The following is a 25,655-nucleotide window of genomic DNA, read 5'->3' as shown; positions in this document are numbered from 1 at the left end:
CTAGGGAGTTCGTCGGTGGATCTCATTACCAAGTACGACACGCAACTACTCCAGGCATTCTGGATGACGATCAAGCTGACGGTGCTGTCCGCCGTCGGGTCGCTGATTCTCGGTACCGTTCTCGCCGGCATGCGGGTGTCCCCGATTCCGGTCGCGCGCTGGGTCGGATCGACGTACGTCACGATCTTTCGGAACACACCGCTGACTCTGATCCTGGTGTTCACCGCGTTCGGACTGAACCAGACACTGGGCCTCACCCTCGCCAGTAGGGAGTCGTCCAACTTCCTCGTGGACAACAACTTTCGTCTGGCCGTTCTGGGCCTGACTGTCTACACCGCGTCCTTCGTCTGCGAATCCATTCGCTCCGGCATCAACACCGTGAGCGTCGGTCAGGCCGAAGCAGGTCGTTCGCTCGGCCTGACGTTCTCCCAGAACTTGCGGATGATCGTGCTGCCTCAGGCTTTCCGCGCCGTGATCGCCCCCCTCGGCAGCGTGCTGATCGCGCTGACCAAGAACTCGACCATCGCCGCCGTGATCGGTGTCGCCGAGGCGTCGCTGCTGATGAAGGAAATGATCGAGAACGAGGCGGCCATCTTCGTGGTCGGCGGAATCTTCGCGCTCGGATTCGTGATCCTCACCCTGCCCACCGGCTTGTTCTTCGGCTGGCTCAACAAGCGATTGGCGGTGGCCCGATGAGCCAGGCTTCGGTTCTCTACGACGCACCCGGCCCCAAGGCCAGAGTGCGAAACACCGTCCTGTCGGTGGTCGTCGGCCTCCTCGTCCTGTTGGCGCTGTACTACGTCTATTCGGCGCTGAACGACAAGGGACAGATCACATCCGACAAGTGGAAGCCCTTCGTGGAAGGCAACACCTGGACGACCTACATCATCCCCGGCATCCAGGGCACCCTGATCGCAGCGGCGCTGTCGATCGTGTTCGCTCTGATTCTGGGCGCCGTACTCGGAATCGGTCGGCTGTCCGATCACCGTACGGTGCGCATGGTCAGTGGGTTCTTCGTCGAGCTCTTCCGAGCCATTCCCGTCCTGATCCTGATGATCTTCCTGTACCAGTTCTTCGCCGAGTACCAGGTGTTCAAGTCTCGCTACCTCGCACTCGCTGCTGTGGTGACGGGCCTGACCTTGTACAACGGTTCGGTCATCGCCGAAATCGTGCGGTCGGGCATCAACAGCCTGCCCAAGGGACAGACCGAAGCGGCTATGGCCGTGGGTCTGCGCAAGGGTCAGATCATGCGGATCATCCTGCTCCCGCAAGCGGTCACGGCGATGCTTCCGGCGCTGATCTCGCAGATGGTCGTCGCGTTGAAGGACTCGGCGTTGGGATACCTCATCGGATACGTCGAAGTGGTGCGGTCGGGCCAGCAGGTCGGTGCCTTCTACGGCAACTACCTCCCCGCTCTGATCGTCGTCGCGATCATCATGATCATTCTGAATTCTCTGTTGACCACGGCGGCGACTCGTGTCGAAAGGCGACTGCGTAGATCGAAACGCGGTTCCACGGTAGTTCCGGCCGAGGCAGACTTCGGCCCCGGAGCGTTCAAGGCCGGAGGCGGCGGAACGGGCGTTGTCTGATACCGCTACTCCACCTCGAGGCCTTCGGCGTCCGCGCCGTGGGCCTCGAGCTCTGTCTTGACCACCTCGAACGCCATGCCCTGCGCAAATCCCCTGCGCGCCAACATTGACACCAGCTTGCGTACGATCTTGTCCCGCTCCGCCCGGTCCGTCGTCGCCAGGTTGTCGGACCGTGCCAGGGTGCGCATCTTCTTGACGATCAGTTCGCGGGCGCGCTCACGTTCGTCGTCACCGTCGATCGTGTCCAGTGCCTCTGCGGCGATGTCCTGACTGATGCCTTTGGTGCGCAGTTCCATCCCGATTGCGCGCTTCCCGCGACCGGAATACGTGTGCCGAGAATTGACCCACTGCTGAGCGAACTCGACGTCGTCGATCAGTTTGATGTCGGTGAGACGATCGAGTACCCGCTCGATGATGTCCGGCGCGAAACCCTTCGTGGTCAGCTTGTCCGCCAACTCTTTTCGGCTGCGTGCTCGGTCGGTGAGGTACCGGAGACACACGTCCTTGGCCTGAGCCTCGGTGCCGCCCTCCGGACGCGACCGGGCGCCCGAATGATCTCGGGCGCCCGGCCGGTCGGCGCGTTGCTCGCGCACTACGTCTAGAAGTCGACCGGAGCCGGCGCAACCTCGGCGGCGTCGCGAACGTCCGCACCGATGCCGAGCTTCTCCTTGATCTTCTTCTCTATCTCGTCGCGGATGTCGGTGTTCTCGAGCAGGAACTTGCGAGCGTTCTCCTTGCCCTGGCCGAGCTGGTCGCCCTCGTAGGTGAACCACGAACCCGACTTGCGGACGAAGCCGTGCTCGACACCCATGTCGATGAGCGAGCCTTCCTTACTGATGCCGCGGCCGTAGAGGATGTCGAACTCGGCCTGCTTGAACGGCGGCGAGACCTTGTTCTTGACGACCTTGACGCGGGTGCGGTTACCGACTGCGTCGGTACCGTCCTTGAGCGTCTCGATACGTCGGATGTCAAGGCGGACGGACGCGTAGAACTTCAACGCCTTACCGCCGGTTGTGGTTTCGGGAGACCCGAACATGACGCCGATCTTCTCACGCAGCTGGTTGATGAAGATCACGGTGGTGTTGGATGCGCTGATGGCACCGGTGATCTTGCGCAGTGCCTGGCTCATGAGGCGAGCCTGCAGACCGACATGGCTGTCACCCATCTCGCCTTCGATCTCGGCGCGGGGCACCAGGGCGGCCACGGAGTCGACGACGAGGATGTCGAGCGCGCCGGAGCGAATCAGCATGTCCGCGATTTCCAGCGCTTGCTCACCGGTATCGGGCTGCGAGACGAGCAGGGCATCGGTGTCGACACCGAGCTTCTGGGCGTAATCGGGATCGAGCGCGTGCTCGGCATCGATGAACGCGGCGATACCGCCGGCCGCCTGGGCGTTTGCCACGGCGTGCAGTGCCACCGTGGTCTTACCCGAGGATTCCGGGCCGTATATCTCGACGACACGTCCGCGCGGCAACCCTCCGATGCCAAGCGCGACGTCCAGTGCGATGGATCCCGTGGGGATCACCGCGATGGGCACGCGAGCCTCGTCACCGAGACGCATCACCGAGCCCTTGCCGAAATTCTTGTCGATCTGAGCGAGAGCAAGATCGAGTGCTTTGTCCCGGTCGTATGCTGCTGCGGCCATCATGTTCTCCTTCGAGTGGTCTTCTCCAACGATCCGGCCGGCCTCCGGCCTTCCCGTACGATCCGGCCGCCTCCGGCCTTCCCGCACGATCTGCCGATACGGTAGATGCGGGTACCGACAAGAACTGCTCGCCCGGATCTGCGCCAGCCGTTCTCACCGCGTTCCGACCCAACTATAGGGGAACACCTGTTCGATTCGGTGGCGAGACACGCCGCACGAAGTTCGACCCAACTGTCACCAGACAGATTTGGGAACGTCGAACTCGGCGCACAGTGCGAGCCAGACCTCTTTGGGGTCCACCCCGGCTTCGATGGCCTGCGCGCCAGTCAGTCCGCCCAGGCTGATGATCACGTGGTCGACGAGGATGGAATCGCCTCGAATTCGACCGAACTGGGTCTCGATACGTTCGTGGAAGTCGGTCATGCGCACGCGCTCCACCGTAGCTACCTCACCACACTCCGGCACACCGCCACCGGATCCTTCACCGCGGCCGCTCCCCGCGCCGCTCGCCGCGCCGCCGCGGTGTACGACGGATCGGTGAGCACGGTCGATACCGCGTCGCGCACCGATTCCGGGGAGAACGGGCGCACCAGCACCGCACTCCCCTGGCGTGCAGCACGATTGGCCAGTTCCCACTGATCGCCGCCACCCGGAATCGCGACCACCGGCACGCCGGCAGTCAATGCCTTCACCAACAGACCATGACCACTGCCGCACACGACCACCTCGGCGTCGCGCAGCATCACGTCCTGCCGACCCAATCCCGCGACCACCCAGGGCGGGAGATCGGCGGGCGGCTCGTCGACCATGCTGACCATCACGCGCACCCCGGCATCGCTCAGCCCCTCGACGGCGGCCTCGACCATGCCGTCTGCGCCGGTGAACGCGGTGGAGGGAGCGATCATCACGAGCGGGTCGTCGCCGGGTGGCGGTGTCAGCACGGTGTTCGTCGGCTCCCACAGCAAGGGCCCCACCAGGCGAGCATTCGACGGCCAATCCGAACGAGGCACTTCGAGCGCCGGAATCGTGGCCACCAGCGTCATGGCGGGACCGGGATCGACGCTGGGCAAACCGACGGTCGAGCGGGCTTCGCCGCGCTGTCGCCGTCCTTGGCGAATGGAACGAGCAGTGAGCGTACGCATGATCGAATCGCGCGCACGTCCGCGGACACCGGAGCCTGGAGCAAGCCCACTGCCCAAGGGCGGCAACGACTTCGACGCAGAATAGAGAGGGTGCGGAAGCAGTTCGAGCCACGGCAGACCCAGTCGCTCGGCCGCTATCCCACCGCAGGCCGTCAGCACGTCCGACACGACGAGATCGACATCGGCCGAACGCAGATCGTCGAGCAGCAAGGTCGACATGTGTGCAGCACGGGCATGGATACGTTGCCCGGCATCGTCGTCGTCATCGGTGCTGCGCGGCGCCAATCCCCGAAGTTCGCGACTGTTCACGCCGGCCGACCGGGCCGCGGTCAGCCAACGGTCACCGGTGAACAGAATCGGCTCGTCGCCGCTGCGTAGGAACTGCCGAGACAGAGCGATCGCCGGAAACGCGTGGCCCGGGTCGGGACCTGCCACCACCGCCACTCGCACGCGCCCACCCTAGACCGTCAGAGCGGCATATCGGCGCGGTCCTTCTTCCCCATCGCCTTGAAGAGCAGGTAGAGGCCGAACACCAGAACCGACAGCGCTATCAGCGGGAACAGGAACTTCACGAGCGCGCCGACAACGGTCAGCACGATCCACACGAGAACGATTCCGAGAACTATCTTCCAGAACATGACACCGACTCCTTCGCTGTGGCGATCGGATCGTCCGATCGCTTCATGAGTCGATCGTGGCACGCGATGAACCCGAAATCGCCTCCCGAGCAACAAGATCAGGGAAAGATCAGGGCCAACCCCTGCATGACCCCGACCGACGGCTCAGGGCCGCAGTTCGTCCAGTGCGTATGCGAACCCGCGAAGCCGGTCCGACGCGAAGAGCAGCGCATCGCGCCTGGTATCGGGGCCGGACACTCCGGGTGAGGTGAGTTGCGCTGCGGCGGCCACCAGTTCGTCGAATTGGTCGACGCCCTGGTCGAGCTCCTCGACCGCAGCGTCGATGCTGGTGGCGAGGTGCTCGGCGGCTCTTGGGCTACCTTGCGCGGCTCGTTCCATCTCGACGATGTCGACGGCAACCTGATCGAGCGATTCCGCTGCCCCCGACGCGATTCGTGCGGTGTCGTCCAGATCGCCCGTGGCGATGGCACCCGATCTGGCCACCATGGCGAGGAGGTGGTGCAGACTCTGCTCCGCGCCCGTGAGCCGCATCATCGGTGCTCGGGCGGCCGATCCCCACGGCGGCAGCGCTCGCTTGCGAGGCTTGGCAGGCGGAAGCGGCACGCCGCGCATACGTCGGTATCGGCTCACCGCGAGCACTGCGGGGACGGCGAACACCGCAGCCGCGCCGCCACCGGTGACCACGAGCCATTCGGGTGCGGATGCCACTGCCACTGCTGCCGTGCCGACCGCTGTGGAGCCGGACGCCGCGCCGAAGAAGGAGGCCTTGCGTCGGGTCCGCCGACGGCGTCGGATCTCCTTCTTGCGCGGATCTGCCCGCGATCGAACGAAGTCGATGACAGGGCGAGCCGCGCCGGCCACCGAGTCACCGAAGTCCGAGCGCGCCATCGTGAGTCAGGTTCTAGCCGGCAGAACCGGTCTGGCTCGGCGGTTCCGTCGCCGGCTGCGCGGGCGCGGACAAGTTCTTCTGCGTCGACGGTGTTCCCGACGTCAGCGAGTCGCCGGCCATCGAGGCCCGAATCTGCTCGAGCCGAGAATGCCCGGCCATCTGGACACTCGCCTGCTGAACTTCCATCATCCGGCCCTGCACCGAGTTCTGAGCGAGCTCGGCCGAACCCAGAGCGTTCGCGTAGCGCTTCTCGATCTTGTCGCGCACGGCGTCGAGGCTGGGAGTGTTACCCGGCGCGGACAGCGTGGAGTCCATCGACCGCAACGACGCGCTGACCTGCTCCTGCATCTTGGCCTGCTCGAGCTGGCTCAGCAGCTTGGTGCGCTCGGCGACCTTGGCCTGCAGCGACATCGCGTTCTGCTCGACGGCCTTCTTCGCTTGAGTGGCTGCCTGCAGCGCCTGATCGTGGAGCACCTTGAGGTCTTCGACGTTCTGCTCCGCAGTCACGAGCTGGGCAGCGAATGCCTCCGCCGCGTTGGTGTACTGCGTTGCCTTCTCGACGTCGCCGGCGGCGCCCGCCTGATCGGCGAGTGTGACGGCTTGCCGCGCATTCGCGTTGAGCTTTTCGACCTCGTCGAGCTGACGACTGAGCTTCATCTCGAGCTGGCGCTGGTTACCGATGACGGACGCAGCCTGCTGGGACAGCGCCTGATGCTGACGCTGAGCGTCTTCGATGGCCTGCTGGATCTGAACCTGAGGGTCGGCCTTCTCGTCGATTTTCGAGTTGAAGAGGGCCATGAGGTACTTCCAGCCCTTGACGAAAGGATTGGCCATTGCTTGGTCCCGCCTCCATGAATTCTGCCGCGACGATCGCGACTACGGCTTTCCTGGCATGATTCCACGACCGACGCCGTGGCGTGCTGCAAGACTACGCAGCCGCGAGGGCCCTCGGTGCGGGTGCCGGAATGACGACCCTGGTCTCGTCGGAAATGTGCGCGGCCTTGTCGACCTCGACCGAGTCGGCGCGAACCGGTGCGTCGGACATCGTTTCGCTGACGTCGTAGAGGACGGCGGCCAGCGGAACCGCCAGCGCGTCACAAATGGCATTGAGCAGTTCGCTCGACGCCTCCTTGCGGCCGCGCTCGACCTCGGAGAGATATCCGAGGCTCACTCGTGCCGTGTTGGAGACCTCGCGCAGTGTTCGGCTTTGAGATACCCGAGTGCGTCGAAGACTGTCACCGAGTGCCTCACGCAAGAGCAGCGCCATGCGGCCCCTCCTTCATCGTGTCCGTCTCAATGCCAACGTCTGCCGGGTGCCGGATGGTTCCCGAGCGTGTCGTGCAAGCCTATCCCGTGTCGGTTCGCGTGACGCGGTCGAGCAAGTGCGACACGGCTTCGCGGACCGCGTGGGACCGGACGAACCAGCGGTCCCCCGTGAGCTGCAACTTCACGACATCCGTGCCGTCCGGGCCGTGAAAACCGAGGAACACCGTTCCGGCGCGGTGCCCGTCCTGCGTATCGGGGCCCGCGACACCGGTCAATCCGACACCCCAGGTCGCTGCGCACCTGGCAGCCGCACCGACGGCCAGCTCGCCGGCCGTCGACTCGGCGACGGGACCGTCGCGCCCGAGGACGTCGTCGGACACACCCGCCAGCGACGCCTTCAGATCGGTCGCGTAGACGACGAGACCGCCGCGCAACACCGCACTCACACCGGGCACGCCGCCGAGAGTCGCGGAGAGCAGTCCTGCCGTCAAGGACTCCGCGGTGGCGACTGTCTGTCCTCGGGACGCGAGTGCGCCGACCAACTCACGTACCGGGCCGAGGTCTGCCAGTGGATCCATCACGGCTCGGTGACCGCCGCAACTCGGGGGCGGACCGCTTGGACGAGGTAGTCGATGCCGGTCACCACCGTGAGGACCACGGCCGCACCCATGACGACCATCGCCGCCGGCATGACAAGGTCCGGAAGCGGGAGTACGTAGAGCCCGATCGCAACGCTCTGGACCAATGTCTTGAGCTTGCCACCGCGACCGGCCGGGATCACGCCGTGACGCAACACCGCGAACCGCAGTGCGGTGATTCCCAGTTCGCGGACCGCGATGACGACGGTGATCCACCACGGCAGATCGCCGAGCATCGACAATCCGACCATTGCCGCACCGATGAGCGCCTTGTCGGCAATGGGGTCGGCCAGCTTTCCGAACTCGGTCACCAGGCCGTGCTTACGTGCGAGTTGGCCGTCGATGCGATCCGTCACCGCCGCGACCGCAAACACCGTGAACGCCATGCAGCGCCAGAACGTGTCGTGACCGCCCTCGGCGAACAACGCAGCGAGGAAGACCGGTACGAGGGCGATGCGCAGCACGGTGAGCACGTTCGCGATGTTGAGCAGAGGAGGAGTCGAGATCACCGCATCCGCTGTGGGTTTCACGGAATCACCGCCGTGCCGCTCGCTCACCGAACAGCCCACCGCTCGCGGCGGGTGAACTCGGGGCACGGCACACGGTCACAATATCTTCTGCGCTCGACCACTACTGTTCACCCCATGACTGTCGTCGTCCGTCGCGCCCGCACCTCCGACGTCGAGGACATCAAACGCCTCATCGACATCTACGCCGGCCGCATCCTGCTCGAGAAGAATCTGGTCACCCTGTACGAGGCGGTACAGGAATTCTGGGTGGCGCAGCTCGGCGACGAAGTCGTCGGATGCGGAGCGCTGCACGTGCTGTGGGCGGATCTCGGTGAAGTACGTACGGTGGCCGTCGACCCCAGCGTGAAGGGTCACGGCGTCGGTCATCTCGTCACCTCGAAGCTGATCGAGGTGGCCCGCGAGCTCGAGCTGACGAGGGTGTTCGTCTTGACCTTCGAGGTCGACTTCTTCAGCCGGCACGGATTCGTGGAGATCGACGGTACGCCCGTCACCGCCGAGGTCTACGCGGAGATGTGCCGCTCGTACGACACGGGTGTGGCCGAGTTCCTCGACCTCAGCTACGTCAAGCCGAACACCCTCGGCAATACTCGGATGCTCTTGACGCTTTGATCGACAACACCACAAAGGAGAACACCGTGGCCCATTTCGTCGTCTCGTACACCTACTCGTCGTCCACTACCGAGGGTCGTGATCGGTACCGTGCCGAGCACCGTGAGTGGTTGCGCGGCTTGCTGGACGACGGAGTGCTCGTGGTGTCGGGACCGTTCACCGACGACAGCGGAGCACTGATCGTCGTCACCGGCGAGGACACGACATCGGTTCGTACCCTTTTCGAGAACGACCCCTTCGCCCGCGAACACCTCATCGAGGCCTCGAGCGTCACCGAGTGGAAGCCCGTGATGGGCTCACTCAGCTGACCTTCCTGTCGGCGCCACGAGTCTTCAGCAGGCTCGCGACCGTGGTGACGATCAGGATGCCCATGATGACGCTCAGCGAGACGCCCGTGCTGATCTCCGGCACCGCCAGGTGTTCGCCGCCGTTGATGAACGGCAGTTCGTTCTCGTGCAGCGCATGCAAGACGAGCTTCACACCGATGAACGCCAGAACCAGCGAGAGGCCGTAGGAGAGGTACACCAGGCGGTCGAGCAGGCCACCGATCAGGAAGTACAACTGGCGAAGACCCATGAGCGCGAAGGCGTTGGCCGTGAAGACGATGTACGGCTCGGTGGTGAGGCCGTAGATGGCCGGGATCGAGTCGAGGGCGAAGAGGATGTCCGTGAACCCGATGACGACGAGCGCCAGCAACATCGGCGTGACCACGCGCTTTCCGTCGATCTTTACCGTGAGGCGGTCGCCGTGGTACTCCTCGGTGGTGGGCAGAACCTTCTTGGCCCACCTCATGATCTTCGTTTCCTGCTCGACTTCGTTTTCTTCCTCGTGGCCTGCGTCCTTGACGAGTTTGTAGGCCGTGTAGATGAGGAACGCGCCGAACAGGTAGAAGACCCAGCTGAAGTTGTTGATGGCAGCGGCGCCGAGCGCAATGAAGCCGGCCCGCATGACCAGCGCCATCACGATGCCGATCAAGAGCACCTTCTGCTGGTACTGACGGGGCACCGCGAAGGTCGTCATGATGATGAGGAAGACGAACAGGTTGTCGACGCTCAACGCCTTCTCCGTGACGTACCCGGCGAAGTACTCACCGCCGAATGCCGATCCGTACTGCCAGAAGACGATGCCGCCGAAAATGATGGCGATCGTGATGTAGACGGCCGACCAGATTGCCGATTCCTTGAAGGTCGGCTCGTGCGGGGTCTTGACGTGCGCGAAGAAATCGAAGACGAAGAGACCCAGAATCACCACACAGGTGACGATCCAGACGGTCGTGGAGACGTTCACGGGCTAGCTACCTCCGGTAGTCCAAGGGGCTCCGGAGGTCTCTCCCGCAGGGGCAGCGTGTCGACGCCTCTGCCGATGGCCCGGACCGAGACTGGGCTCGATCGTGCTGACGGGTCCTTCGCGATGTGGGGATACTCCCCTCCTGAACGCAATGGTGCCACAGCACATCGGCCACCCGATGCGGAGTACGCACGTTTCTTGGTTAAAGCACAGGTAAAACTCGGTGCGGGGAGACGGACGTCACTCGCCGTTGAGTCCGTCGTCACCGCCGGCAGGATCGCCACCCTTGAGCGACCACAGCAAACCGTCGAGTTCGTCGGGTTTGACCAGCACGTCGCGTGCTTTCGACCCCTCGCTCGGACCCACGACCCCCCGCGTCTCCATGAGGTCCATGAGGCGACCCGCCTTGGCGAAGCCGACACGGAGCTTGCGCTGCAGCATCGAGGTCGAGCCGAATTGTGACGTCACGACCAGTTCGACAGCCTGGAGTAGGACGTCGAGATCGTCACCGATGTCGGCGTCGACGTCTTTCTTCTCGCCGGCCTTCTGGGCGGTGACGCCCTCCTGGTACTCGGGCTCGGCCTGGTTCTTGGCGAAGTCGACGATCGCGGTGATCTCCTCGTCGGTGATGAACGCACCCTGCAACCGGGTGGGCTTGCCCGCTCCCATCGGCAGGAACAGCGCGTCGCCCATGCCGATCAGCTTCTCCGCACCGGGCTGATCGAGAATGACTCGGGAGTCGGTCAACGACGACGTGGCGAATGCCAGTCGTGACGGCACGTTGGTCTTGATCAGACCCGTCACCACGTCGACGGACGGACGCTGGGTGGCCAGCACGAGGTGAATTCCTGCCGCACGCGCTTTCTGGGTGATGCGCACGATCGCCTCTTCGACGTCGCGAGGGGCGGTCATCATCAGGTCGGCGAGCTCGTCGACGATCGCCAGAATGTAGGGGTACGGACGGTAGACGCGTTCGCTGCCGAGGGGCGCGCTGATTTCGCCCGAGCGCACCTTCTTGTTGAAGTCGTCGATGTGGCGAACCTTGTTCACCTGCATGTCCTGGTAGCGCTGTTCCATCTCCTCGACCAGCCAGGCCAGGGCGGCCGCTGCCTTCTTCGGCTGCGTGATGATCGGCGTGATCAGGTGCGGAATGCCCTCGTAGGGCGTCAGTTCCACCATCTTCGGGTCGATGAGGATCATGCGGACCTCGTCCGGGGTCGCCCGAGCGAGCAACGACACGAGCATCGAGTTCACGAAGCTCGACTTACCGGAACCGGTGGAACCCGCCACGAGAAGGTGCGGCATCTTGGCCAGGTTGGCGCTGACGAAGTTGCCTTCGATGTCCTTTCCGAGTCCGATCACCAACGGGTGGTGATCTTTTCGCGTCGAGGGCGCGGTCAGGACGTCGGCCAGACGGACCATTTCACGGTCCGAGTTGGGTACCTCGATACCGACCGCGGACTTGCCGGGGATCGGGGCGAGGAGTCGAACGTTGTCCGTGGCGACCGCGTACGCGATGTTGCGAGCGAGCGCGGTGATCTTCTCGACCTTCACGCCGGGACCGAGTTCGACCTCGTATCGGGTGACCGTGGGACCTCGGGTGAAGCCCGTGACGGCGGCATCGATCTTGAACTGCTCCAGTACTTCCGAGATGGCCTCGATCATCACATCGTTGGCCTGGCTGCGCGTCTTGGGAGGGTCGCCGTCGATGAGAAGCGACAGCGACGGCAGTGTGTAGTCGCCCTCGATGACCCGGTCGACCACCAGTTTGTCGTCGGTGTCGGCCTTCTTCGGCTCGGCCGCCTTCACGACGGGCTTCGGCCTCGCGGCGGCGGGCGGCGGCGCGATGACCTCCGTGGTCTGTTCGGGCACCTCGTCCGGCACGGGCTCCGCCTTGGCCTTGCGGGCCCGCGATTTCTTCACCGGGACGTATTCCTCGGTCGCGTACGCCGACTCGTCGACCGGATAGCCCGAGGCGTCGAACAGAGACGGGTCGTAGGAGTCGCTGCCGTAGTCGTAACTGCCGGAATCGAACCTTCCGTCGTCGAACCCGGGGTCACCGTCCAACGGATCCCAGTCGCCGTACTCGTCACCTCGACTGTCGGTGCCGAACAGCGCGCGAAGCGTGGTCGGTATGTCGCGAATGGTGGTGCCCGTCAACAGGAGTACCCCGAACAGGATGGCGATCAACAGCAGCGGGACGGCGATCCAGACCGTCACGCCATCGGCCAAGGGCCCACCCGCTGCGAAGCCGACGAATCCCGCTCCGGCCGCCCGGCCCACCGCGTCGGACGGCGAACCGGAGGCCAGATGCCACAGTCCGAGAACGGGAAGCGCAACGAGGAGGGATCCGAGTACGAGTCGAGGGCGAGCCTCCGGCGTCGGCTCGGATCGCATGAGCACCACGGCGAGTGCGGTGCCGAGGACGGGGAGAAGTACCGCGGCCGATCCCACCACGGCACGCACCGCGATCTCGATCCAGTGCCCGACGGGTCCGGCGGCGGAGAACCACAGGCCGGCCGCGATGACGACGCTGACCGCAATGAGACCGAGCGCGAGTCCGTCGCGCCGGTGTCCGTGCTCGATGTCGGCGGCCTTGCCGACGGTGCGGGTGGTGGCCCCGACACCGCGAGCGGTCAGCGACCAGGTAGCACCGATGCCGCGACCGACGGAGGACAGAGCGCGCTTGCCGGGCGAGACGGTCTTCTTGCGCGGCGCCGACCGGCCGGCCGCGCGGGAGCGGGTAGTAGCGGCATTGGTCGACCTGGTCGACGACGCGGACGACGCACGCGGAACGGTCGGCTTCCGAGGTGTGGTGACCGTTCGAGACGTCTTGGACGACGTCTTCGGTGCGCGCGGTGTTGTCGTCTTCCCTGCCATGGTTGTCAGGTTAGTCGCATCATCACCTTCAGGACCATCCGCAACACCAGCAACACTCAAACAGCCCTGTCCACCGCGTTCAGCGCGTCGATGTCCGCCTGGTCACCCTCGAACTCGAGGTCGACGGCGTCGCGCCCCAAGGCGTGGAGCAGCAACTCCGACGGCTCGCCTCGCAGAACGACGTCGCCTCGTCGCCCTCCGCGCAGCACCTCGCGGCGACCACCGGGCGCCACGACGGTCACCCCGACGGGCGATGTGCGGTAACTCAGGCGACCCATGAGGCGGACGAACCGCCACAGGGCGGTCTGGGTGTCGGTGGACAGGGTGCGCGCCGTCCACTCTCCCGGTCCGGCGCGGCGGACGTCTTCGTGGTGCACGAACATCTCGTGCACGTTCACCTGCGAGTCGAGCAACTTGTACGGCGACCAGATCGGCGGCCCGGATCGGAGATCCGCGACCAGGTCGGGCCACGGTGTGCGCGCAACCGACTTCTGAACCTTCTCGGTGTACCCGGCGAGCGGCGGCAGGAAGATGCCTGCCATGGCGTCGAAGCGGCGTTCACGAATGACCAGGTGTGCAGCCAGGTCTCGCACCGTCCAGTCTCCGCACAAGGTGGGCGCATCGGGCCCCATCTCGACCATCGTCGTTGCCAAGTCCTGACGTTCCCTGCTCGCAAAACTCATAGGCAGACGGTACCTGCGCCGACTGGGTGGCGTTCGCCGTGTCGTAGCGTCGCACCGGTGTCCGCATTCGAGATCGTCGTCATCCTGCTGGCCGGCTTCGGTGCCGGTGCGATCAACGCGATCGTCGGATCCGGCACCCTGATCACGTTCCCCACGCTGGTCGCCTTCGGCTACCCGCCGGTCGTTGCGACGATGAGCAACGCGGTGGGACTCGTCGCCGGCGGTGTGTCCGGCACCTGGGGATATCGGCGGGAGCTGAAGGGGCAGTGGCGCAGGCTCCGCTGGCAGATGCCGGCGTCCTTTCTGGGTGCGCTGACCGGCGCATGGCTCCTATTGCATCTGCCCGAGGACACCTTCACCTCGATCGTGCCCGTACTCCTCGTACTGGCGTTGATCCTGGTTCTCGTCGGTTCCAAGATTCAGGACTGGGCACGTGGCCGGTCCGAATCCACGAACGCGATGGGCCCGGTTCGCTCGACACTGCTCACGGTCGGCACCTACGCCGTCGGCGTGTACGGCGGCTATTTCACTGCGGCACAGGGCATTCTGCTGATCGGCGTGATGGGGGCACTGCTCCCCGAAACCATGCAGCGCATGAACGCGGCGAAGAATTTGCTCTCGCTCATCGTCAACATCGTGGCCGCAATCGCCTACACCATCGTTGCTTTCGACCGAATCAGTTGGGCTGCAGCGGGATTGATCGCCGTCGGCTCTCTGATAGGCGGAACAGTCGGCGCCCGATACGGACGCCGACTGTCTCCCACCGCTCTGCGCATCGCCATCGTGGTTCTAGGCCTTGTGGGCCTCTGGCGACTGCTTGCTGCTTAGGCCTGACTCACTTCGAGCACCGTCGGGACGATCATCGGGCGGCGACGGTACTTGTCCGCCACCCACCGGCCGACGAGGCGACGAACGGCCTGCGCAATACGGTGACTGTCCGTGACACCCTCGCCCGCAAGTCGAACCAACTCGGCCTCGACCAACTGAGCCGCTTCCTTGAGCGCTGCGGGATCGTCGGAGAACCCGCGGCCGTTGACCTCGGGCGTACTGACCGATCGCCCGGTGGTCGCGTCGATGGCAATGGTGATGGCGATGAAGCCGCCCTCACCGAGAACGAGACGATCGGACAGCGTCGAATCGCCGACGTCACCGACGGACAGACCGTCGACGTAGACGTGTCCGACGGGGACCTGCCCGACGATCTCGGCCAACCCGTCGACCATGTCCACGACGACGCCGTCCTCGGCGAGAACAATCCGCTCTTCGGGGACACCCGTCGCCGCGGCCAACGCCGCGTTGGCGCGGAGGTGACGCCACTCGCCGTGGACCGGCATCGCGTTGGTGGGTCGGACCGCGTTGTAGAGGTAGAGCAGTTCGCCCGCCGACGCGTGTCCGGACACGTGCACCTTGGCGCTCTGCTGCGTGATGACCTTCGCGCCGCGTTTCGCGAGACCGTTGACCACGGCGAACACCGAGTTCTCGTTGCCGGGGATCAACGACGATGCGAGCACGACCAGGTCGTTCGCGCGGATGTTGATCTGACGATGCTCACCGCGGGCCATCCGCGAGAGCGCCGACAGCGGCTCACCCTGCGACCCCGTGGAGATGAGCACGAGTCGGTCGTCGGCCAGCTTGGTGGCGGCGTCCATGTCGACCTCGACTCCCTCGGGCACCGTGAGGTATCCGAGTTCCTGCGCGATCGCCATGTTGCGGACCATCGATCGGCCGACGAACGACACCTTGCGGTTGTACCGGTGCGCAACGTCGATGACCTGCTGAATGCGGTGAACGTGCGAGGCGAACGACGCCACGATGACGCGGTTCTTCGCCTTGCCGATCACACCGTCGAGTACGGAGCCGATCTCGCGCTCCGGCATGACGAACCCGGGCACCTCGGCGTTGGTCGAGTCGACCAGAAACAGGTCGACTCCCTCGTCACCCAGACGGGAGAACCCGCCGAGGTCGGTCAGGCGACCGTCCAACGGAAGCTGATCGAGTTTGATGTCGCCGGTGTGCAGGACGACGCCGGCGTCGGTGCGGATGGCCACGGCCAACGCGTCGGGAATGGAGTGGTTCACGGCGAAGTATTCGCACTCGAACGGGCCGTGCTGGGTGCTCTCGCCCTCGCGCACCTCGACCAGATTGGGCCGCTGCCGGTGCTCTCGGCACTTCGCTGCGACCAGAGCGAGCGTGAACTTGGACCCGATGATCTTGATGTCCGGACGCAGACGCAGCAGGAACGGCACCGCGCCGATGTGGTCCTCGTGACCGTGCGTCAGGACGAGCGCCTCGACGTCGGCCATCCGGTTCTCGATGTGGCGGAAGTCCGGCAGGATGAGGTCGACGCCCGGCTGGGCGTCTTCGGGGAACAACACGCCACAGTCGACGATGAGCAGCTTGCCCTGGTGCTCGAAGACGGTCATGTTGCGACCGATCTCGCCGATACCGCCGAGAGCGACGACACGCAGCCCCTTGCGCGGCGCCTTGGGCGGGCTGCCCAGGCGGATAGTCTTGTCGACCGGCGTTCGCTGGTCCGGCCGCTGAATGTTGGCCGAGTTCTGTGGTGTGCGCGCGGGCCTGGCGGCAGGGGGACCTGCGCTGCGAGTCGCGCGTCCGCGCGTCCGTGAGGGACGGGTCATACGAGTACTCCTGCTGAGTGGAGATCGGCTGCGAGAGCGTCGAGCTGATCGGTTGACGGAGGAACTTGGGGGAGCCGCGGCTCGCCGACGTCGATTCCGAGAAGGCGAAGTCCGGCCTTGGACGCGGTGACGCCGCCGAGGCGCACGACCGAGTCGACGAGAGGGAGAAGGCTGACGTTGATGGCGCGGGCGCGCGCCGTGTCACCCGATTCGTACGCGGTGAGAAGCTCACGCAGGCGACCGGGAACGAGGTGCCCGATGACGCTCACGAAGCCGACGGCGCCGACGGACAACCACGGGAGGTTGAGCGGGTCGTCGCCGGAAAGGAACTGCAGACCGGTCGATTCGATCAGAGCCGCGCCGGCCGCGAGGTCGCCCTTCGCGTCCTTCACCGCCAGAATCCGGGGGTGCTCGGCAAGCCTGCGCAGAGTGTCGCTCTCGATGGGCACGATGGAACGAGGCGGAATGTCGTAGAGCATGACGGGCAGATCGGTGGCGTCGGCGACCGCCGTGAAATGGGCGTACAGACCGGCCTGCGGCGGACGTGAGTAGTACGGAGTGACCACCAGGAGTCCGTGCGCTCCGTCGCGCGCCGCGTCGCGCGCCAACTCGACACTGTGGGCGGTGTCGAAGCTTCCGGCGCCGGCCACGATGCGCGCGCGGTCTCCGACTGCCGCGACCACTGCACGAAGGAGATCCGACTTCTCCGGCTCCGTGGTCGTGGGAGATTCCCCCGTGGTGCCGGAGACGACCAAACCGTCGCAGCCGTGGTCCACCAGGTGAGACGCGAGGCTCACCGCACCGTCTATGTCGAGCTTGCCGTCCTTCGTGAAGGGCGTCACCATCGCGACGGACACGGAACCGAAGGGTCGGGCGCCCCGATCGGCGATCGCAGGCGTGGCAGGCTCACCAGTGGTCATGGTCGGAAGGTTACCCGTGAACTACACCTCGGTAGTAATGGGACTCTGCGCTACTTCGGTTCCGTCGGGAAGGGTCTCGATCTCGAAATCGCCGAAGACGTGTGGGGCCGTCGAGGCCAACTGGCGCAGACATTCGATGGCGAGTCGACGAATTTCGACGTCGGCGTGTTCGGTGGCGCGCATGGCCACGAAGTGCCGCCAAGCGCGGTAGTTACCGGTCACCACTACTCGGGTTTCGGTCGCATTCGGGAGTACTCCGCGCGCCGCCTGCCGAGCTTGCTTCCCACTCACCACGGCGGGCGAGTCGGCGCCCAACGCAGATTCGAGTGCGTCGAGCAACTCGGAGTACGCCTCTCGACTCGTATCCGTTGCCTTCGCGAACAATTCGGCAAGCGTCGGGTTCGCTTCGATGGCCGGAGGGAGCACGATGTTCGCGTCGCGCTCGGGCACCGACCGCTGCGAGAGTTGAGAGAAGGAGAAGTGCCGGTGCCGGATCAACTCGTGGCTGCACGACCGCGAGATGCCGGTGATGTAGAAGCTGACGTTCGCGTGTTCGAGCACCGACAGGTTGCCCACGGCCAGTAGGTGACCGAGATAGCCGCCGTTCGTCGCGGTCCGCGGGTTGGGCTTGGACCAGCTTTGATAGCAGGCCCGACCGGCGAATTCGACCAACGCTTGCCCGCCGTCGGCGTCCGTACTCCAGGGGATGTCGTCCGGTTGTTCGAAGTGGGTGGTTGCCACCATCCGAACCGACAGGCGAGCGGTATTCATGTCGGTGACTCTATCCATGACATCGCTGTGACAGTTGACTGATGTCATCTGTGACGTCACAGTGGTGTCATGAACCTGGACACATACACCGCCCGCCTGTCCGACGACCTCGTCGCTGCTGCCGCATTGGGCGACGAGCAGACCAAGAACGTGGCGGCTGCTCTCGGGGTAGCAGCGCAGAACTCTGCTCGGCTGATGCTGCTCGCCGCCCTGGCCGACATGGCCGCCGAGGTGTCGAATCAGGCCGACGGAATCTCCGTCCACGTGCGATTGTCCGGAGCCGACGCTGTCGTCGACGTCGTGGCCGCGGAGCCCGGGATGTCCGACGAACGGGTCGACCCCCGAACCGCGTTCGACGACGCTGCCGGCGACATCAGCCGCGTCACCCTGCGCCTTGCCGAGCAGATGAAGTCCCGCGCCGAGGAAGCGGCGCAGCAGAACGGGATGTCGCTCAACTCATGGATGTCGAAAGCCATGCAGGGGGCACTTCGCGATCAGTTGCGTAAGAACTGAGCGAGGTCGCCCCTCTCCCCCACGATCACGTCGTCGAGACCGAGCCACGACGCCATCTCACGAAGACTGTTCGTCAGGGCCGGGACGACCACCCCGCGATCGTGACCGGTTTCGAGGAACGCACCCGGCACCCTGAGCGCGTTTGCTGCTCTGTCCGCCTTGATGTCGACTCGTGCGCGCAACTCACCGTCCAGCAGGAACGGAAAGACGTAGTAGCCGAACTGCCGCTTGGGTTCGGGCGTGTAGATCTCGATGCGGTAATGGAAGTCGAAAATCCGTTCCGTGCGCGTACGGAAGAAGATCAGCGGATCGAACGGGCACAGCAGCGCTGCTCCCACACTCTTGCGTGGAACCGTCGCGTCGACGTGCAGGTACGCCGGACTACCCCACCCGCGGACCGTCACCGGTTCCAGGACGCCGTCGTCGATCAGGTCGACGATCGCGGGAGTGGTCTGCTCTCGTTTCAGACGGTAGTAGTCACGCAGGTCGGGCTCCGTCGCAATGCCCAGTGCGCGAGCCGATTTCGCGACCAACGCTCGGACTGCGTCGCCCTCGGACATATCTGTGCTCGCCAGTCCGGCCGGGAGTACCTTCTCGGGTAGCTCGTACTGCCGCGCGAAACCCACCCTCCGCTCCACCGACAGACGGCCCGACGCGAACAACTGCTCACACACCACCTTCACGTCGGTGGGGTCCCACCACGGGCCCTTCTTGGTGGTTCGCTGCATCCCGAGCAACTTCTCGAGGTCGGCCGAACTCGACGGCCCGACCTCGTCGATGATTGCGCGAATGTCTTGTCCCAACCGAGGATTGCGCTCCGTGACGTGATGGGCGTGGCCGTACCGACCGTTCTCGTACTTGCGCATTCGCCACTTCATCAACGGCCAGTCCTCGACCGGCATCAGCGCCGCCTCGTGCGCCCAGTACTCGACCAACATCCGCGGCTTACGAGCGGTGTGAGCCCACGTCGCAGTGTCGAGAAGGTCCCGGTCGTACGGCCCGATCCGGCTGAAGATCGGTGCGTAATGCGCCCGGACGGCCACCGACACCGAGTCGATCTGCAGAAGTTGCGTCGAGGCAAGCACTTTGGCGAGCGCGCGGCGGTCCGCCTTCACTGGAGGCTTCTGACCGAAACCTTGCGCGGCGACGGCAATGCGCCGAGCAGCGTCGGCCGTCATCTCTCGCACGTACTCAGGGTGCCACTAACATCGCCGCCATGATCGGGCGACTGGACGAAGTGGTGTTCGACTGCAACGACCCTGCAGTGCTGGCGGAGTTCTGGGCCGGGGTGTTAGGAGGCAAGCCGCATCGACGTGACGACGACTGGCACTACGTCGATCCACCGGGAACGCACCGCATCGCGTTCCAGCGGGTGCCCGAAACGAAGTCGATCAAGAACCGCCTGCACCTCGATGTCGATGTCACCGACATCGCGGCTGCAACCTCGGCCGCCGAAGCTATCGGTGCAGTCCGGGTGGGGAACGTGCACTCCGACACCGCCGGTTCGTTCCAGGTCCTGCTCGATCCGGAGGGGAACGAATGGTGCGTGGTGCACGTCTGATTTTCGTGCGGCGTGGGGACGGCCTGAGGTACACCTTCGAGTCGGAGGGTGCGCATGCCTTCAAGCGCGTCGACCTCGACGTGTGGTGCCGCCGGCTCCCCGACTTCGGGTGGGTGGTGTGCGACGGGGACGGCACCGTCTCGAGCCGGCCGTTCACCGAGGCGGGGACGAGTGACATGCCGCCCGAGGGTGTCTGGGTGAGCTACAAGGGTGATCGGTCCTACGTTTACGACATGACACGGATAGCGTCAGCCGACACGAAGCGCCGACAGTAGTTCGCTCGCCACATCGTCGACTTCACGACCTTCCGTGCTGATGACGAGATCGACCCTAGTCAGCAACACCATCGTGTCCGCAAGAGTGCGGGCGTTCCGGACCAAGTCGTCGAGGCCCGACCACGAGGCCGGCTCCCGGTCCCTGATGCGTCGCTGCAAGGTGTCGGGCTCGGCCTCGAGGCGGACAAGCATGGTGTGGTCGGCGTTCAGCGCGGCCATCCGCGCCGCCCGGTAGTCATTGTCCTCGATCGTGGCTGTGACGCAGACCGTCGCTGGACAGGACACTGCTTTTCCCGGACCCGGGTGGTCCGGTGACGATGAGCGCGAACACCGGTCGAGTATCGCCGACAAAACCGAGCGTCAGAACGGCGGCGGCTTCGCTAGATACCGCGCACGCAGGACTGCCCTGTGTTCGAGGTATTTGTTCCGCAGCCGCCTGGCCGTATCGCGATGCTCGGATGACTTGAGTCGGGCAATCGCGGACAACGTGAGATGCTCCCAAGCCTCGTGGTGCAGATGGTGCTTCTCCCACCAGGTCGGGGCGTCGATGTCGTCCGGCAACGGAGTCGAGAGTTTCCGCCTCCACGGTCCGTTGGGCTCAGGATCGGGCTCGGAGACCGCGGGGTCGTCGAATGCGAGGTTCGCCAACGCAACCACGGCAGGTGAGGGCGCGGTGATTCGAACCGCCCCGGTGTCGAGACGCCAGCACACGAACCCACCGGCAAGAAGCGAGGCACGCCATCGTTTCTCGGTCTTCGCCTGATGGTGCACCAGGCACAGAGGTTGGATGTTCTCGACGATCGACCACCCGCCGTTCAGGGGGTTGTCGTGGTCGAACTCGACGACGTGGTCGAGCTGGCAATCGTCGAACGGCCTCATGCACCCGGGCGCGGTGCAGGTGCGATAGCGAGCACGCACCAAGGCCGCAACTTCGACGGTGGGTTTGTAGCTGAGCGCCCCTGTGGGTGGAACTGTGTATCCGCCGTGCCCGTCGGGGTGTACGCCGAGCGCGAGCGCAGGGTTCTTCCGTATTCCCTCGAGCTGGGCATCGATGTGCGCGAGCAGCGCGGCGTGCCATCCGCGAAGGCGTGGGCGGTGCGGCTGTTCAGTACTCGGGTCCGGAAGTGGTGGCGGTTCGTACGTTCGACTGCGACGGCGCATGACGCGCACCCGTTTCAGGCAGGGCGGGGGTGAAGGAGGTGTCGGTGTCTTCGCCGGCTTCTCCGACACCTGGTCGTCTGCGTCGTTGGGCCCGCACTGGTCAGCCACCGCATCGACGTCGTCGTCGGACTCCTCTCGTTCCGACGGCGCGCCGTTGGCCCGACGCTCGATTTCCGGCGCCGCCAGTTCGACCATCTCGGTCAGGATGAGCTGCCATTGAGCATCGGATGCGATGAACCGCGCGATGTCAGGGGGCAACGGTGTTCCGTCGGCGAGGGTCGGCGGGTTCGAGGTCAGGCCGAGCAGCAGTTCGATGTCCATGTGCGCGACGATTCGCTTCGCCGGAGGCGGAACGATGTCGACATCCTTGACGGGGCAATCGGCGAGTCCGCACGCACAGCCGATGGCAGTATTTCCCTGCGCCATCGCGGTCACGGCGGCCGCCTGCAGCTGCCCCTTGGAACGCGTGTCGTTCTTGCAAACGGTGTCGGCTATCTCGGCGACACGAGCCACGAACTCGTCGGCGCTGTGTTCGTCGGTGGTGATGACCACGTCGGCGCCACCGTCAGGTCTCTTCGAGCGACGGACCCCAGTATTGTTGCGCAGGTTTCGCTTTCGCACCTCTGCAGCTTCGTCCGGGTTGTGGTCGAACCACAGTTCCCAGATCGTGTCGCGCAGGGATTTGGGGTTGTACAGCTGAGCCGCTGCGAGAACGTCGGGTTCGAGTACGGCGACGGTGTCGTCGGACGCCTGACGGAGGACGCCGGTAATTACTTTGATCCGAGCCAAATCCAATGTCCCTGCTGTGAATTCGGTATCGATCAGGGGAAGCCGGTGCCAGAGTTCTTCCCCGGCGTCGATCATGGTCGACGCCACGGTGAAAGACAGGTTCAGAGCTTGCGACACGTCGCATGCGGCGGTTCGGGACGCCCGCACATGGTCACCGTCTCCGCTGCGCGCCTCACGGTCGATCTCCGCGCTCAAGCGCAGATCGAGGAAGTCGTAAGCGTGATGCACCCGCACGGCGTCGAGGCGGTTGACCTCGGCCTGGGCGTGGGACAGGGCAGCGGTCAGCTCCGGTGCGGACTTGACCGCACCCAAGACACCACTGGAACCCCCCGGTTCGAACATGTGTTCCATACTAGCTGGTCTGGATCCGACTCGCAACCCAAAGAGTAACTACTGCAACAGAATACGACAGATCAAGTATGTCGTACCCGTGTGCATGGACTTACGCCGGCGCCAAGAAATCCACCGTCCCCGGATAGTTCCCGCCCGTACTCTGATTGGCCAGAACCTGGTGGCAGTGTCCGAACGCGCACAACGGCTGCGGGAGGAACACGACACCCTGCAGAATCCAGTACGTATCACCGATGACTCGGTAGTAGTCCCATTGCGCGGGAGCCGCATTGCCGTATTTGACGGCACGGATCTCCCCGCCCGGCTGCGTGTCGATGGCCCGGTCGGTGGTGAAGAAGTCCTCGACACTGCCAACGGTGAAGACGCGGTACATCTCGCCGCCGGCCTTGGTCGTGTAAAGGAATTCCGTGGACGGCGGCGCGGCCACCGAAGTCGGTTCGGCCGACGCGGGCCAAGAGGCCAATCCGAGGGAGGCCGCTAGAACGGCCAGAACGACGATCACCCGTTTGATGTGCATGAGGGGACGCTAGAACACAGACCTTCCGGTCCGATAAAAAACACGCTTCGGTCGGGTAACGACTCGAACTTGCCGGTTCAGCAAGTTAACTTGCCAAATCGACAGACCCGAGGTCACCATGAGCCCATGACGCACTCGTTCGACAAGAAGTACTGGGACGACATTTGGCAGAGCACGCGCGGCACCGCGATGGCCGACGGCGCACCCAACCCGTACCTGATGCACGAAGTCGCCGAGCTGACGCCCGGCACCGCATTGGAGGCTGGGTGCGGCGCAGGAACCGAGGCGATCTGGCTAGCTCAGCAGGGGTGGCGAGTCACCGGCGCCGACATTGCCGCCGACGCACTGGCCCACGCATCCGCCAGAGCGAGCGGCCTGGACATCGAGTGGGTCGAGGCGGACCTGTCCACCTGGAGGCCCGACGGCACGTTCGACCTGGTGACTACCCACTATGCGCATCCCGCCATGCCGCAACTCGAATTCTACGATCGGCTCGCGACCTGGGTCGCTCCCGCCGGCACGCTGCTGATCGTCGGCCACCTGCATCACGGCCATCACGGCGACCACGAGCCACCCGAGTCCGCGTCCGCCACCGCCGCCGGCATCACGGCGCTCCTCGACCCGGCGGAGTGGGAGATCGTGACAGCTCGGGAGACCAGTCGCCAAGCGCACGAGGCCGAGTTGCACGACGTGGTGGTCAGAGCCCGCCGACGGTGACCTACATCAACGTCGCAGCCAGCGTCCCACCCAGCTCGAGGCACCTCTCACGATCGACCGACTGCAACTCGAGGACTTCGGACGCCTGTGACAGCCCCCACCCCCTGGCGATCCGCTGAATGGACGCGGTTGCGCCCGCCGTGTCGTTGTTTCCGTACACCCATCCGCCCCACGGTTTCCCGGCCACGGCGCCCGAGCACGGGTAGTAGACGGTGTCGAAGAAGTGCTTCAGCGCACCGGACATGTAGCCGAAGTTGGCCGGCGTCCCGAACAGGAAGCCGTCTGCGGCGAGGACGTCCGAAATGGACGCACCGAGGGCGGGCCGCACCACCACGTCGACACCCGTGATCGACGGGTCCCGAGCGCCGGTCAGGACGGCGTCCAGAACGTCGGCGAGCGGGGGTGACGGGGTGTGATGGACAACCAGGAGTGTGGCCGTCACGCGCGTTCGTCACGCTCGAGATCGACCGCACGCTTCATCGTTTCGCGCGCCCGGCCGCGGTCACCCGCGTAGTCGTAGGCCCTGGCCAAACGGTACGAGTTTCGCCAATTGTCCGGGTCGGCTTCCCATTCGGACTTCACCTGCGCGAACAGCTCGTCTGCGGCCGCTCTCTCGATGCGTCCCGACGGCCGCCGCGGAAGATCGGACGGGTCGAGGTCGAGGCCTTCCTCGTGAATCCGACGCGCGAGGTGTTGGTGCGCGAATCCCGCGCGCAGAGTGGCCACCACGATCCACACGCCGATGATCGGCAAGATGATCACACCGATTCCCAAACCGATTCCGACCACACCACCGGACTGGATCAGTTCGATTCCGCGCCTGCCGAGCAGGATGAAATAGAACGCCAACACGGCGACCAGAACGGCAATGATCCCGACGACGCGGGCGGTGCGGTTCACAGATCCATCAACGGTTCGATACCGACGGTGAGTCCGGGGCGCGACGCGATGGCCCGGACTCCGAGCAGCACACCCGGAGTGAACGAGGTGCGGTCGATCGAGTCGTGCCGAATCGTGAGGGTCTCGCCCTGAGTTCCGAGTAGCACCTCCTGGTGCGCGACGAGACCCGCCAAGCGAACGGAATGCACTCGCACACCGTCGACGTCGGCGCCGCGAGCTCCGTCGAGTTCGGTGGTCGTGGCGTCGGGACTGCGGCCCACTCCGGCGTCCTTGCGCGCTTCGGCGATCAACGCTGCCGTCCGGTAGGCGGTTCCGGAGGGTGCGTCGGCCTTGTTCGGGTGGTGTAGCTCGATCACCTCGACCGAGTCGAAGAATCGTGCGGCTTGCTGCGCGAACTTCATCGACAACACGGCGCCTATGGCGAAGTTGGGTGCAATCAGCACGCCCGTCTCGGGTGAGTCCGCGAGCCAGGACCTGACCGTGTCCAGTCGAGCGTCGTCGAACCCTGTGGTCCCGACGACGGCGTGGATTCCCTGTGAGATCAGGTACTGCAGGTTGTCCATGACGACGTCGGGGTGGGTGAAGTCGACAACCACCTCGGTACCACTGTCCACGAACGTGGACAGTGCATCGTCCTTGTCGACTTCCGCCACCAATTCGGTATCCGCCGCGGCTCGGACGGCATCGCTCACTGCTTGTCCGACTTTGCCGCCTGATCCCAATACTCCGACACGAATAGTCACGA

At 64.9% G+C, this 25,655-nt stretch carries 32 protein-coding genes; 9 read left to right on the top strand and 23 right to left on the bottom strand.

What is annotated here, in order from left to right:
- Window positions 1-15 precede the first annotated feature (15 nt).
- Window positions 16-696, top strand: a complete 681-nt coding sequence (locus IEW02_RS11345; RefSeq protein ID WP_188544873.1) for an amino acid ABC transporter permease — start codon at window positions 16-18, stop codon at window positions 694-696.
- Window positions 693-1,589, top strand: coding sequence for an amino acid ABC transporter permease (locus tag IEW02_RS11340; protein ID WP_188544872.1), 897 nt, complete (start codon window positions 693-695; stop codon window positions 1,587-1,589). Before IEW02_RS11345 ends, IEW02_RS11340 begins: the two co-directional genes overlap by 4 nt.
- Window positions 1,590-1,594: 5 nt before the next feature.
- Here IEW02_RS11340 and IEW02_RS11335 read toward each other — a convergent pair whose 3' ends face one another.
- The 10 genes from IEW02_RS11335 to pgsA all read right to left on the bottom strand — a co-directional run bounded on the left by IEW02_RS11335 (window position 1,595) and on the right by pgsA (window position 8,337).
- Window positions 1,595-2,182 (bottom strand): regulatory protein RecX, encoded by a 588-nt coding sequence (locus IEW02_RS11335; protein WP_188544871.1) that lies wholly within the window; start codon window positions 2,180-2,182, stop codon window positions 1,595-1,597.
- A 5-nt stretch (window positions 2,183-2,187) separates the two neighbouring features.
- Complete coding sequence (gene recA, locus IEW02_RS11330) at window positions 2,188-3,234, bottom strand: recombinase RecA (protein ID WP_188544870.1); 1,047 nt, start codon at window positions 3,232-3,234, stop codon at window positions 2,188-2,190.
- Between the two features lie 234 nt (window positions 3,235-3,468).
- Window positions 3,469-3,663: a DUF3046 domain-containing protein gene (locus IEW02_RS11325; protein ID WP_188544869.1), complete on the bottom strand. Its 195-nt coding sequence runs from the start codon at window positions 3,661-3,663 to the stop codon at window positions 3,469-3,471.
- A gap of 14 nt (window positions 3,664-3,677) precedes the next feature.
- Window positions 3,678-4,826, bottom strand: coding sequence for a glycosyltransferase (locus IEW02_RS11320; protein WP_188544868.1), 1,149 nt, complete (start codon window positions 4,824-4,826; stop codon window positions 3,678-3,680).
- Window positions 4,827-4,843: 17 nt separating this feature from the next.
- Window positions 4,844-5,014, bottom strand: a complete 171-nt coding sequence (locus IEW02_RS11315) for a hypothetical protein (protein WP_188544867.1) — start codon at window positions 5,012-5,014, stop codon at window positions 4,844-4,846.
- 144 nt (window positions 5,015-5,158) lie between these two features.
- Window positions 5,159-5,902: a phage shock envelope stress response protein PspM gene (gene pspM, locus IEW02_RS11310; RefSeq protein ID WP_188544866.1), complete on the bottom strand. Its 744-nt coding sequence runs from the start codon at window positions 5,900-5,902 to the stop codon at window positions 5,159-5,161.
- A 13-nt stretch (window positions 5,903-5,915) separates the two neighbouring features.
- A complete protein-coding gene (locus IEW02_RS11305; RefSeq protein WP_188544865.1) occupies window positions 5,916-6,737 on the bottom strand; it encodes a PspA/IM30 family protein in 822 nt (273 codons plus the stop codon).
- Window positions 6,738-6,831: 94 nt separating this feature from the next.
- Complete coding sequence (locus tag IEW02_RS11300; protein ID WP_188544864.1) at window positions 6,832-7,170, bottom strand: helix-turn-helix domain-containing protein; 339 nt, start codon at window positions 7,168-7,170, stop codon at window positions 6,832-6,834.
- 79 nt (window positions 7,171-7,249) lie between these two features.
- Window positions 7,250-7,750, bottom strand: a complete 501-nt coding sequence (locus tag IEW02_RS11295) for a CinA family protein (RefSeq protein WP_371829934.1) — start codon at window positions 7,748-7,750, stop codon at window positions 7,250-7,252.
- Window positions 7,747-8,337, bottom strand: coding sequence for a CDP-diacylglycerol--glycerol-3-phosphate 3-phosphatidyltransferase (gene pgsA, locus IEW02_RS11290; RefSeq protein ID WP_188544862.1), 591 nt, complete (start codon window positions 8,335-8,337; stop codon window positions 7,747-7,749). The genes IEW02_RS11295 and pgsA overlap by 4 nt, the downstream gene beginning before the upstream one ends.
- 114 nt (window positions 8,338-8,451) lie before the next feature.
- Here pgsA and IEW02_RS11285 point away from each other — a divergent pair, with 114 nt between their 5' ends.
- A complete protein-coding gene (locus IEW02_RS11285; RefSeq protein WP_188544861.1) occupies window positions 8,452-8,946 on the top strand; it encodes an amino-acid N-acetyltransferase in 495 nt (164 codons plus the stop codon).
- 26 nt (window positions 8,947-8,972) lie between these two features.
- Window positions 8,973-9,254 carry a YciI family protein gene (locus tag IEW02_RS11280; protein ID WP_188544860.1) on the top strand — a complete coding sequence of 94 codons (282 nt, stop codon included), beginning with the start codon at window positions 8,973-8,975 and terminating at the stop codon, window positions 9,252-9,254.
- On the opposite strand, the gene IEW02_RS11275 is transcribed toward IEW02_RS11280, so the two are convergent.
- The 3 genes from IEW02_RS11275 to IEW02_RS11265 form a co-directional block, all read right to left on the bottom strand.
- Window positions 9,247-10,233 carry a TerC family protein gene (locus IEW02_RS11275; protein WP_188544859.1) on the bottom strand — a complete coding sequence of 329 codons (987 nt, stop codon included), beginning with the start codon at window positions 10,231-10,233 and terminating at the stop codon, window positions 9,247-9,249. The genes IEW02_RS11280 and IEW02_RS11275 overlap by 8 nt on opposite strands.
- Window positions 10,234-10,473: 240 nt before the next feature.
- Complete coding sequence (locus IEW02_RS11270; RefSeq protein ID WP_188544858.1) at window positions 10,474-13,113, bottom strand: FtsK/SpoIIIE family DNA translocase; 2,640 nt, start codon at window positions 13,111-13,113, stop codon at window positions 10,474-10,476.
- Window positions 13,114-13,169: 56 nt separating this feature from the next.
- On the bottom strand, window positions 13,170-13,796 hold the full coding sequence (locus tag IEW02_RS11265; protein ID WP_188544857.1) for a TIGR03085 family metal-binding protein: 627 nt from the start codon (window positions 13,794-13,796) through the stop codon (window positions 13,170-13,172).
- 57 nt (window positions 13,797-13,853) lie between these two features.
- Between IEW02_RS11265 and IEW02_RS11260 the strand changes: the two genes are divergently transcribed.
- Window positions 13,854-14,624: a sulfite exporter TauE/SafE family protein gene (locus IEW02_RS11260; protein WP_188544856.1), complete on the top strand. Its 771-nt coding sequence runs from the start codon at window positions 13,854-13,856 to the stop codon at window positions 14,622-14,624.
- On the opposite strand, the gene IEW02_RS11255 is transcribed toward IEW02_RS11260, so the two are convergent.
- The 3 genes from IEW02_RS11255 to thyX are packed head-to-tail and all read right to left on the bottom strand — an operon-like array spanning window position 14,621 to window position 18,126.
- Window positions 14,621-16,435, bottom strand: coding sequence for a ribonuclease J (locus IEW02_RS11255; RefSeq protein ID WP_188544855.1), 1,815 nt, complete (start codon window positions 16,433-16,435; stop codon window positions 14,621-14,623). The genes IEW02_RS11260 and IEW02_RS11255 overlap by 4 nt on opposite strands.
- On the bottom strand, window positions 16,432-17,355 hold the full coding sequence (dapA, locus tag IEW02_RS11250; RefSeq protein WP_188544854.1) for a 4-hydroxy-tetrahydrodipicolinate synthase: 924 nt from the start codon (window positions 17,353-17,355) through the stop codon (window positions 16,432-16,434). The genes IEW02_RS11255 and dapA overlap by 4 nt, the downstream gene beginning before the upstream one ends.
- Before the next feature lie 21 nt (window positions 17,356-17,376).
- Window positions 17,377-18,126, bottom strand: coding sequence for an FAD-dependent thymidylate synthase (thyX, locus tag IEW02_RS11245; RefSeq protein ID WP_371829933.1), 750 nt, complete (start codon window positions 18,124-18,126; stop codon window positions 17,377-17,379).
- A 69-nt stretch (window positions 18,127-18,195) separates the two neighbouring features.
- Between thyX and IEW02_RS11240 the strand changes: the two genes are divergently transcribed.
- Window positions 18,196-18,639: a hypothetical protein gene (locus IEW02_RS11240; protein WP_188544852.1), complete on the top strand. Its 444-nt coding sequence runs from the start codon at window positions 18,196-18,198 to the stop codon at window positions 18,637-18,639.
- Here the strand turns inward: IEW02_RS11240 and IEW02_RS11235 are convergent.
- Window positions 18,621-19,826 (bottom strand): winged helix-turn-helix domain-containing protein, encoded by a 1,206-nt coding sequence (locus IEW02_RS11235; RefSeq protein ID WP_188544851.1) that lies wholly within the window; start codon window positions 19,824-19,826, stop codon window positions 18,621-18,623. The genes IEW02_RS11240 and IEW02_RS11235 overlap by 19 nt on opposite strands.
- Before the next feature lie 29 nt (window positions 19,827-19,855).
- On the opposite strand from IEW02_RS11235, the gene IEW02_RS11230 reads away from it, so the two are divergent.
- A complete protein-coding gene (locus IEW02_RS11230; protein ID WP_188544850.1) occupies window positions 19,856-20,200 on the top strand; it encodes a VOC family protein in 345 nt (114 codons plus the stop codon).
- Window positions 20,179-20,475 (top strand): hypothetical protein, encoded by a 297-nt coding sequence (locus IEW02_RS11225; RefSeq protein ID WP_188544849.1) that lies wholly within the window; start codon window positions 20,179-20,181, stop codon window positions 20,473-20,475. The genes IEW02_RS11230 and IEW02_RS11225 overlap by 22 nt, the downstream gene beginning before the upstream one ends.
- On the opposite strand, the gene IEW02_RS11220 is transcribed toward IEW02_RS11225, so the two are convergent.
- The 3 genes from IEW02_RS11220 to IEW02_RS11210 form a co-directional block, all read right to left on the bottom strand.
- Entirely contained in the window at window positions 20,449-20,760 is a 312-nt protein-coding gene (locus IEW02_RS11220) for a hypothetical protein (RefSeq protein WP_229745946.1), read from the bottom strand. The genes IEW02_RS11225 and IEW02_RS11220 overlap by 27 nt on opposite strands.
- Before the next feature lie 75 nt (window positions 20,761-20,835).
- Window positions 20,836-22,767 carry an HNH endonuclease signature motif containing protein gene (locus IEW02_RS11215; RefSeq protein ID WP_188544848.1) on the bottom strand — a complete coding sequence of 644 codons (1,932 nt, stop codon included), beginning with the start codon at window positions 22,765-22,767 and terminating at the stop codon, window positions 20,836-20,838.
- Window positions 22,768-22,867: 100 nt separating this feature from the next.
- A complete protein-coding gene (locus IEW02_RS11210; RefSeq protein ID WP_188544847.1) occupies window positions 22,868-23,293 on the bottom strand; it encodes a hypothetical protein in 426 nt (141 codons plus the stop codon).
- A 126-nt stretch (window positions 23,294-23,419) separates the two neighbouring features.
- On the opposite strand from IEW02_RS11210, the gene IEW02_RS11205 reads away from it, so the two are divergent.
- Window positions 23,420-24,010, top strand: coding sequence for a class I SAM-dependent methyltransferase (locus IEW02_RS11205; RefSeq protein ID WP_188544846.1), 591 nt, complete (start codon window positions 23,420-23,422; stop codon window positions 24,008-24,010).
- Between the two features lies 1 nt (window position 24,011).
- Here the strand turns inward: IEW02_RS11205 and IEW02_RS11200 are convergent, their stop codons facing one another.
- The 3 genes from IEW02_RS11200 to dapB are packed head-to-tail and all read right to left on the bottom strand — an operon-like array spanning window position 24,012 to window position 25,653.
- Window positions 24,012-24,452 (bottom strand): flavodoxin family protein, encoded by a 441-nt coding sequence (locus tag IEW02_RS11200; RefSeq protein WP_188544845.1) that lies wholly within the window; start codon window positions 24,450-24,452, stop codon window positions 24,012-24,014.
- On the bottom strand, window positions 24,449-24,910 hold the full coding sequence (locus IEW02_RS11195; RefSeq protein ID WP_188544844.1) for a hypothetical protein: 462 nt from the start codon (window positions 24,908-24,910) through the stop codon (window positions 24,449-24,451). Before IEW02_RS11195 ends, IEW02_RS11200 begins: the two co-directional genes overlap by 4 nt.
- Window positions 24,907-25,653, bottom strand: coding sequence for a 4-hydroxy-tetrahydrodipicolinate reductase (dapB, locus tag IEW02_RS11190; RefSeq protein ID WP_188544843.1), 747 nt, complete (start codon window positions 25,651-25,653; stop codon window positions 24,907-24,909). The genes IEW02_RS11195 and dapB overlap by 4 nt, the downstream gene beginning before the upstream one ends.
- Window positions 25,654-25,655: the final 2 nt, after the last annotated feature.

The organism is Rhodococcoides trifolii, from assembly GCF_014635345.1.
GTDB classification, from domain to species: Bacteria; Actinomycetota; Actinomycetes; order Mycobacteriales; family Mycobacteriaceae; genus Rhodococcoides; species Rhodococcoides trifolii.
This window is presented reverse-complemented; position numbering and strand designations above follow the sequence as displayed.